Genomic DNA, 8561 nt, shown 5'->3' on the forward strand with positions numbered 1-8561 from the left:
GCCGCGGCCTCACCTTTGTGGATCGCAGCGGCGAGCGCACGATCACCGTGATCGGCGAGCGGCTCAGTCCCGAGGCCGCCGATCCCCTGCCCTGGGAGAGCCTGGCCGGGCTGGATGGCGTGTTCGTGACGGCCGCCGATGCCGCGGCCCTGCGCCAGGCCAGGGCGGCGCGGCTGCTGGCGGCCACGCCCCGGGTGCGGCTGCCGGTGCTGCAGCAGGCCGGGGTGCGGCTCGACGCCCTGATCGGCAGCGGCCTCGATCCGGCCGAGCAGGTGCCGCCGGGGGCCCTCGATCCCGCCCCGACCCTGCGGATCGCCACCGCAGGGGCAGCCGGCGGCGAGGCCTGGCCGTTCGGGGCCTTTCTGGCGCCCCCACGGCAGCGCCCCGGGCTCGACAGCTACGGCGCCGGCGACAGCTTCGCCGCCGGAGTGAGCGCCGGCCTGGCGGCGGGCTGGGAGGCTGCACTGGCGATCAGCCTGGGCTGCCACTGCGGCAGCGCCTGCCTCGATGGCCGGGGCCCCTATGCGGGCCAGCTCCATGCCGGCCAGCTGCGGGGCGGCAGCGACGCTGTCACGGCACCAGATTGACCAGCTTGCCGGGCACCACGATCACCCGGCTGGGGGGCTTGCCCTCAAGCCACTTGGCGGCGATGTCGCTGGTCAGGGCGATCCGCTCCAGGGTGGCCTTGTCCGCATCGGCCGGCACCTCGAGGTTGCCGCGCACCTTGCCCTTGACCTGGATCACCAGGGGAATCGTGTCGCGCACCAGGGCCGTGGCATCCACCTGGGGCCAGGCCTGGCCGTGGATGCTGCCACCGCCTTCCAGCTGGCTCCAGAGCTCCTCGGCCAGGTGGGGAGCAAACGGCGCCAGCAGCAGCAGCAGGCTGGCCAGGGCCTCCCGGGCCACGGCGGTGCCGCTGGCCTCCAGGTGTTCGGCCATGGCATTGCTGAGCTTCATCAGCTCGGCGATGGCGGTGTTGAACTGAAAATCGCCGTCGAGGTCGTCGCTCACCGCCGCGATGGCCGTGTGCACGGCGCGGCGCAGCTCCCGCTCGGCCGGGTTGAGTTCCGGCAGGTCAGCGCTGCCGAGGCCGCTGGAAGGGCCCTCCGAACTGGCCCCAGCCAGCCGCAGACCCCTGGCCTGGGCCGCCTCCACCAGCCGCCAGAGGCGCTGCAGGAAGCGGAACTGACCCTCCACGTCGGCATCGTCCCACTCAAGATCCTTCTCCGGGGGTGCCTTGAACAGGATGAACATGCGGGCCGTGTCGGCGCCGTAGCGCTCGATCACCCGAGCTGGATCGACGCCGTTGTGCTTCGACTTCGACATCTTTTCGTAGAAGGTGTCGAGCACTTCGCCGCTGATCGGATCGCGGGGGGCGGTGGAGTCAGCCACATCGGCCGGGGCGATGTAGTGGCCGGTGCCGTGGTTCTTGTAGGTGATGCCCTGCACCATGCCCTGGGTGAGCAGCCGCTGGAAGGGTTCATCGAAGCCCAGCAGGCCGCGGTCCCGCAGCACCTTGGTGAAGAATCGGGCGTAGAGCAGGTGCAGGATGGCGTGCTCGATGCCGCCCACGTACTGGTCCACCGGCAGCCAGCGGTCCACCGCCTCACGGCTGAAGGGCAGCGCGCTGTTGTGGGGATCGCTGTAGCGCAGGTAGTACCAGCTGGAGCACATGAACGTGTCCATGGTGTCGGTCTCGCGGCGGGCCGGCCGGCCACAGCTGGGGCAGTCCACCTGCCACCAGCTCTCCAGCTGGGCCAGGGGTGAGCCGCCCTTGCGGCTGATCGCCACATCTCGGGGCAGCTCCACCGGCAGCTGCTCGGCCGGCACCGGCACCACGCCGCAGCTCTCGCAGTGGATCATCGGGATCGGGCAGCCCCAGTAGCGCTGGCGGGAGATCAGCCAGTCGCGCAGACGGAACTGCACCTTGCCCTCACCCCAGCCCTGCTGCTCGGCGGCGGCGGTGATCGCGGCCTTGGCCTCGGCGCTGGCGAGCCCGGTGAAGGGGCCTGAGTGAATCAGCATGCCCGGTTCGGTCCAGGCGCCGCCCTCGTAGGCGTGCTCGTCGCTGCCCTCCGGGATGATCACCTGCAGCACCGGCAGCTCGTACTGCCGGGCGAACACGAAATCGCGCTGGTCGTGGGCGGGCACGCCCATCACGGCGCCGGTGCCGTAGTCAGCCAGCACGTAGTCGGCGATCCAGAGCGGGATCAGGGCGCCGCTGGCGGGGTTGCGCACCCGGGCGCCGATGGGGATGCCGCGCTTGGGGCTGTCGTCTGCCGTGCGCTCCAGGTCGCTTTGGCGGCTCACCAGATCGCAGAAGGCCGTCACCGCCAGCTCCTGCTCGGGACTGGTGAGCGGCGCCACCAGGGGATGCTCCGGCGCCAGCACCACATAGGTCACGCCGTAGAGGGTGTCGGGGCGGGTGGTGAACACGCGGATGCGCTGGTCGCTGTCGCGGCCGTCGGCATCGACCACGGCAAAGCTGAGTTCAGCGCCCGTGCTGCGGCCGATCCAGTTGGCCTGCATCGTGCGCACCCGCTCTGGCCAGCCCGTGAGCTTGGGCAGGTCGTCGAGCAGCTGGTCGGCGTAGGCGGTGATCTTCAGGAACCACTGGCGCAGGCGACGCTTCTCCACCAGGGCGCCGGAGCGCCAGGAGCGGCCCTCACCGTCCACCTGTTCGTTGGCGAGCACCGTCTGGTCCACCGGGTCCCAGTTCACGGTGGCCTCCTTCTGATAGGCCAGGCCGGCGGCGTGGAACTGCAGGAACAGCCACTGGGTCCAGCGGTAGTAGTCGGCGTGGCAGGTGGCCACTTCCCGGTCCCAGTCGATCGAGAGGCCCAGCCGCTGCAGCTGGCTGCGCATGGCGGCGATGTTGCGGTCGGTCCAGGCGCCGGGGTCGACACCCCGCTCGATCGCCGCGTTCTCCGCCGGCAGCCCGAAGGCATCCCAGCCCATCGGCTGCAGCACCGCCCGGCCGCGCATGCGCTGCACCCGGGCAATCACATCGGTGATCACATAGTTGCGCACATGGCCCATGTGCAGGTTCCCCGAGGGGTAGGGGAACATCGACAGGGCCACGAAGGGCTCGCCGCCACCGTCGCCGCCCGCGTCGCCCTCAGCGCCGCTTCCGGGCTGCGGCTCGGGGGTGCGGTAGGCCTGCTGTTCGTCCCAGAACGCCTGCCAGCGCTCTTCGATGACCTGCGGTTGGTAGCGGTTGCTCTCGCTCACGTCAGCAGGTCGGAATCCCAGCTGTGATCGTGCCACAGGCCTGGGGAGCGTCGATTTCAGCCCAGGGAGCGGATCAGGCTCACCTGGTCGCGGTTGATCAGGGTGAGTGGCGGTCCTTCGGGGGGATCGCCGCTCTGCTGCAGCGCGATGGCGTGGACGTCCTGCCAGCGGATCAACCCTTCGAGTGCCGGTCCACCGCTGACCTGGATCGCCACGGTCTGGCGCCGGCGGATTAGGTCCTGCACGTGGCGGACGCTGGGCAGGGAGGTGTCGAGAACGCTGGAGCGGGCTTCGAGGAAGCTCTGCATAGGATTCACACCAGGTTGGGGACCTCCCATCGTGCTGCAGTACAGCAAATACCAAGGGCTGGGCAACGACTTCCTGATGCTCGATGCACGCGAGGCCGCCAGCAGCGATGACGGCTTCGGGCTGACAGCGGAGCGCATTCAGCTGCTCTGTGATCGGCGCTTCGGCATCGGCGCCGATGGCCTCATCCTGGCCCTGCCGCCCCGAGAGGGCGGCGAGCTGCGGATGCGCATCTTCAACGCCGACGGCAGCGAGCCGGAGATGTGCGGCAACGGCATCCGCTGCCTGGCCCGCTTTCTCGCCGACAGCGACGGCGACCTCCCTGGCCGCTCCTGGCAGATCGAAACCCTGGCGGGTCCCATCGTTCCCGAGTTGCAGGCCGATGGCAGCGTGCGGGTGGACATGGGGGCCCCCTTTCTGGAGCCAGATGCCGTTCCCACCACCCTGGAACGCGGCGAGGCCGGCATCCCCGCCGGAATCCTGGAGGCCGCCGGCGAGCGCTTCGCGGTGGGGGCCGCGGGCATGGGCAACCCCCACGTGGTGATCCCGGTGCCGGATGTGGAGGCGATCGACCTGGAGCGCTTTGGCGCGGCCCTGGAGGTGCATCCCGCCTTCCCCGCCCGCACCAACGTGCATTTCGTGCAGGTGCTCGATCCCGGCCATCTGGTGATGCGGGTGTGGGAGCGCGGCGCTGGCCCCACCCTGGCCTGCGGCACCGGCGCCTGCGCCACCCTGGTGGTGTGCCACCGCCTTGGCCTGGCCGATCGGCGCGCCCGTCTCGACCTGCCCGGGGGCCCGCTGCTGATCGCGTGGGACTCCGAAAGCGACCACCTGCTGATGMCCGGTCCCGCCGAGGCGGTGTTCGATGCGGTGCTGGCCCCCTCCGTCTGGGACCAGGCCGTTACCCCAGCAGAGATCCCCGCCGAGGCAGCATCTGCCGCTTCTGAGCCTCTGGCCGACTCCACCGTGCCGCCTGCTGCCCCTGACCAGCCCCCCGCCATCGACTGCGCCACAGTGTGCGCCCAGGGCTGCATCCGCCCGGAGGCCTGCCCCTCCGCCGAGGCGCGGGCCCGAGTGGCGGCCCTGCTCAGCTCCAGCTCCCTCGACGACCTGGTCAACCTGGCCACCACGTCTCTGGAGGACCGCACCCGCGCCCGCGCTGAGCGCCCCTCCAGCTTCGGCGGCTGACGCGGTGGTGGCTGAGCTGGCACCGCTTGATCCGGCACCGCTCTACCTCGATGCCTGCGCCACCGCTCCGCCGGCGCCGGAGGTGCTGGCGGCCATAGCGGCGGCCCAGCGCACCGCCTGGGCCAACCCCTCCAGCCTGCACGGCTTCGGCCTGGAGGCCGCCGACCTGCTGGAGCGCTGCAGGATGCGCATCGCCGCCGGCCTCGGCTGCGGCGCCGACGCCCTCGTGTTCAGCTCGGGGGGCACCGAGGCGATCCACATGGCCCTGCTCGGTGCGGCGGCCCCGCTGGCGCCGGGTCGTCTGCTGCTCTCGGCGGTGGAGCATCCCGCCACCACGGCAGCGGCGGCACGGCTTGAGGAGCGGGGCTGGCAGGTGCAGATGGTGCCGGTGGACCGTGCCGGCCGCCTGGACCTGGCGGCGTTCGAGGCGCTGCTGGAGCCGCCCACCCGGCTGGTGTCGATCATCTGGGGCCAGAGCGAGGTGGGCACGGTGCAGGCGATCGAGCCCATCGGTGCCCGCTGCCGCCAGGCCGGGGTGCCCCTGCATGTGGATGCGGTCCAGCTGGTGGGCCACCGGCTGGTCAACTTCGACCAACTGCCGGTCGATCTGCTCAGTTGCGCTGCCCACAAGCTGCAGGGGCCCAGGGGCGTGGGAGCCCTGCTGGTGCGGCCAGGGCTGCCCTTCGTTGCGCCCATGCGCGGTGGCGGCCAGGAGGGCGGCCGCCGCGGCGGAACCGAGCCCGTGCCGCTGGTGGCCGGGTTTGCAGCGGCCCTGGAGCTGGCCCAGGAGCGCCTTCGGCAGCACGACGGCCAGGACCCGCTGGCTGCCCAGCGCGATCAGCTGCTGGCCGCGCTGCTGCGGCAGCCTGGCCTGGAGCTCACCGGTGTCGATCCACGCCAGGCCCCACTGCAGCGGCTGCCGCACCACATCAGCCTGCTGGCGCGCGGCAGCGGCGGCGAGCCGTTGTCGGGACGGCAACTGGTGCGGGCTCTGTGGCGCCATGGCCTGGCCACCAGCAGTGGCTCGGCCTGCAGCAGTGGCTCCAGCGCCACCGGGCTGGGTGCCAGCCCGGTGCTGCAGGCGATGGGGTACTCCACGGCTGCGGCCGCCGCGGGCCTGCGGCTGAGCCTGGGCCCCTGGCTTGATGCCGCCAGCCTGGAGCTGGTGCCGCCGACCCTGGCGGCAGCCTGGAGGGAACTGGATCAGCGGTGCGCTGGTTAAGGTCGCCCCACTCCCGGCCCGTGGAACCCCCGGCCTGACCATGCTCCCTGCCGATCTGCGAACAGCCGAGGCCGAGGCCCTGCAGGCCATTCAGGCTGCCCTCGACAGCGCCAGCAAAGGCCTCTGGACCGCCGAGCTCCGCTTCGAGGGGCTGAGGCTGATGCCCGTGGCCCTGCGCCTGCTGGCGAACCTCGGCCAGGGCCGCGATGACCTCCGCATGCTGTTCCCCGACGCCGGCGCCACGGCTCTGGCCAAGCGCGATGCCCCTGACCTGGCCCCCCAGCTGGGCAGCCTGCGGGACCAGATGCGGCTGCAGCAGGCCGATGGCGGCAGCGAGGGGGTGATCCTTCTGGTGGCGCCGACCCCGGCCGATTACGAGGAGGTGGAGCAGGTGTGCTCCCTCCACCGGGGACTGGTGCTGATGCTGAACGGCAGCCTGGAGGATGCCGCTGTGGGCATCGGCAGCGTGGCCCGCGAACGCCGCAAGGGCTTCCTCTTCGGCTGGCAGAGCGCCTACGCGCTGATTCCCCTGGGCGATGGAGCGCTGCGGCGCGCTTACCCCGCCGCCTGGGAGCTCTACCGCCGCGACCCCGACGGCCATCGCTTTGTGGCCGGTTTTGAGCAGAAACCCGATGCCGAGCAGCGCACCGAGGCCCTGGCGGGTGAGGGGGGTGCCGGCATGGCCGGCAGCCTCAAGGCCCTGGACAGCCTCATCGAAGGCCTGCAGAACTGAAGCGGCGCCCCACCGTTCAGGGCCAACTGGTGCGGGCTGGCCAACGTCTTTACACTGCGCCGAACGCCGCGCCAGCCGATGAGCCCCGAGACCTCTGCCGCCAGGCCCCGTCGCTGGAGTGTGGTGGACGCCGCTGCCCTGGCTGCCGTGGTGCTCGCCGCCGCCGGCGTGATCTGGAGCCCGAAGCTCTCCGGGGCCGTGGCCCAGGCCACTGGCGATGTGGTGCCCGTGACGGTGCTGGTGGATGTGCGCGGCGTGCCCGTGGCCGACCCTGCCGGCCTGATTGAGGCCGCCAGGGCCGAGGGCAAGGTGGCGATTGTGATCCGCAACCAACCCCACGGCTCGGTGGATATCGAGCGCATCCAGCCCCTGCAGCGGCGCCTGCTGGCCGTTCAGCCGGATGGTTCCGTGGTCACGGCCACTGATCCCACCGGCCGCGACTTCAGCAACCTCGACGCCCGCTTCGTGCTCAAGGCCCAAGGCCGCAAGGCGAGCGGCGGCGTGGTGTTCGGCAACCAGACCGTGAAGGTCGGAGCTCCGATCGAGATCGAGGGCCAGGGCTACCGGGTCAACGGCAACGTCACCGGAATCGCCATCGAGGAGGGCTGACATGCCTGGTTTCAACCGCCGTCTGACCCGCCTGGCCCCGGGTCTCTCTCTGGCCCTGCCCCTGAGCCTTGGCCTGCCCCTTCTGGCCAGCGCCGCCCAGGCCCAGTCCAGGCCGGCGATCAGGGCCTTCGAGCTGGAGCCGGCCCCCCTGGCCCAGCTGCCGGCGGCGCCACCGCCGATCGGCCTGCCCAAGCTCCAGACCCAGGTCAGCTGTCCAGCCCTGCAGCAGCGGGTTCAGAGCGTGCTGGGTGGCGAGGCCGGTGTCTGGAGCGTCACGATCGCCGATGGCCGAGGCCAGCTGCTGGCCGATGTGAATGGCCTGCGGCCGCGGGTGCCCGCCTCCAACGCCAAGCTGGTGAGCACCGCCTACGCCCTCGATCGGCTGGGGCCGGACTACCGCCTCGCCACCCGCCTCTGGCGCCTTCCCGATGGCTCCCTGCGGCTCACCGGCGAGGGCGACCCCGATCTGGCCCTGCCCCAGCTGCAGCGGCTCACGAAACTGGCCATGGGCTCCGGCGGCTCCAGTGGTCAACCGGGCTCTCAGGTGCGCCTGCAGGTGGCCGAGGAACCCAAGCAGGCCTGGTGGCCGCGTGGCTGGAGCGTCGATGACCGCTACTACGCCTACGGCGCACCGATCACCCGGTTGGCGGTGACCAGCAACGCCATCCACGACTCGGTGCTGAACCCACCCTCACGGCTCCAGACCCTGATGCAGCGCAGCGCCAGCCAGCAGGGCGGCAGCCTCCAGGTGGTGTTTGTGGCCGCCACCAACCCGGTTCCCGCCGAGGCCGTGCTGCTGCACCAGGAGAACTCGGCGCCCATGCACAATCTGCTCAGCCTGGCCAACACCGAGAGCCACAACTTCACCGCCGAGGTGTTGATGCGTCAGGCCGCCGGCAGCTGGAACCTCACCCAGGCCCAGCAGCTCACCACCCAGTGGCTGGCCCAGCAGGGCGTACCCATGCAGGGCGTGCGCGTTGCCGATGGCAGTGGCCTGGACCGCACCAATCGCCTCACCAGCCGTTCGGTGACGGCCCTGCTGCTGCGCATGGACCAGCACCCCTACAGCAGAAACTACCTGGCCTCAATGGCGGTGGCCGGCCAGCGCGGCACCCTGCGGCACCTCTACAAGGGCACCCCCCTGCAGGGCCAGTTCTTCGGCAAAACGGGCACCCTCAGGGGCGTGCGTTCGATCAGTGGGGTGCTGCTCACCAGCCGAGGCCCCCGCTACGTGAGCGCGATCAGCAATGGATCCGGCAACCCCAACACCCG

Annotated in this window: 8 protein-coding genes; 6 read left to right on the forward strand and 2 right to left on the reverse strand. The window is 71.3% G+C overall.

Going from position 1 to position 8561, the window contains the following annotated elements:
• On the forward strand, window positions 1-587 hold a 587-nt coding region (locus IQ216_RS08825; RefSeq protein WP_228007316.1), incomplete at its 5' end, for a PfkB family carbohydrate kinase.
• Here the strand turns inward: IQ216_RS08825 and leuS are convergent.
• Both leuS and IQ216_RS08835 read right to left on the reverse strand, forming a co-directional pair.
• Window positions 571-3231, reverse strand: a complete 2661-nt coding sequence (leuS, locus tag IQ216_RS08830; protein ID WP_193815181.1) for a leucine--tRNA ligase — start codon at window positions 3229-3231, stop codon at window positions 571-573. The two genes, IQ216_RS08825 and leuS, sit on opposite strands and share 17 nt — an antisense overlap.
• 56 nt (window positions 3232-3287) lie before the next feature.
• A complete protein-coding gene (locus IQ216_RS08835; RefSeq protein WP_193815182.1) occupies window positions 3288-3539 on the reverse strand; it encodes a hypothetical protein in 252 nt (83 codons plus the stop codon).
• A gap of 31 nt (window positions 3540-3570) precedes the next feature.
• On the opposite strand from IQ216_RS08835, the gene dapF reads away from it, so the two are divergent.
• The 5 genes from dapF to dacB all read left to right on the forward strand — a co-directional run.
• Window positions 3571-4725 carry a diaminopimelate epimerase gene (gene dapF / locus IQ216_RS08840; RefSeq protein WP_193815183.1) on the forward strand — a complete coding sequence of 385 codons (1155 nt, stop codon included), beginning with the start codon at window positions 3571-3573 and terminating at the stop codon, window positions 4723-4725.
• A 7-nt stretch (window positions 4726-4732) separates the two neighbouring features.
• Window positions 4733-5947 carry a cysteine desulfurase family protein gene (locus tag IQ216_RS08845; RefSeq protein ID WP_370566680.1) on the forward strand — a complete coding sequence of 405 codons (1215 nt, stop codon included), beginning with the start codon at window positions 4733-4735 and terminating at the stop codon, window positions 5945-5947.
• Between the two features lie 40 nt (window positions 5948-5987).
• Window positions 5988-6680, forward strand: a complete 693-nt coding sequence (locus IQ216_RS08850) for a DUF1995 family protein (protein WP_193815184.1) — start codon at window positions 5988-5990, stop codon at window positions 6678-6680.
• Between the two features lie 78 nt (window positions 6681-6758).
• Entirely contained in the window at window positions 6759-7289 is a 531-nt protein-coding gene (locus IQ216_RS08855) for a DUF4330 domain-containing protein (RefSeq protein WP_186699641.1), read from the forward strand.
• A gap of 1 nt (window position 7290) precedes the next feature.
• Window positions 7291-8561 (forward strand): D-alanyl-D-alanine carboxypeptidase/D-alanyl-D-alanine-endopeptidase (gene dacB / locus IQ216_RS08860; RefSeq protein ID WP_193815185.1); only part of this gene is annotated, 1271 nt, incomplete at its 3' end.

It is taken from the genome of Cyanobium sp. LEGE 06143 (assembly GCF_015207535.1).
Taxonomy (GTDB): Bacteria; Cyanobacteriota; Cyanobacteriia; order PCC-6307; family Cyanobiaceae; genus NIES-981.

What these genes read in the sequence shown, in the direction of transcription:
- IQ216_RS08835 (WP_193815182.1), bottom strand. Translation starts at nt 3,539, where the DNA reads ATGCAGAGCTTCCTCGAAGCCCGCTCCAGCGTTCTCGACACCTCCCTG.
- IQ216_RS08850 (WP_193815184.1), top strand. Translation starts at nt 5,988, where the DNA reads ATGCTCCCTGCCGATCTGCGAACAGCCGAGGCCGAGGCCCTGCAGGCC.
- IQ216_RS08855 (WP_186699641.1), top strand. Translation starts at nt 6,759, where the DNA reads ATGAGCCCCGAGACCTCTGCCGCCAGGCCCCGTCGCTGGAGTGTGGTG.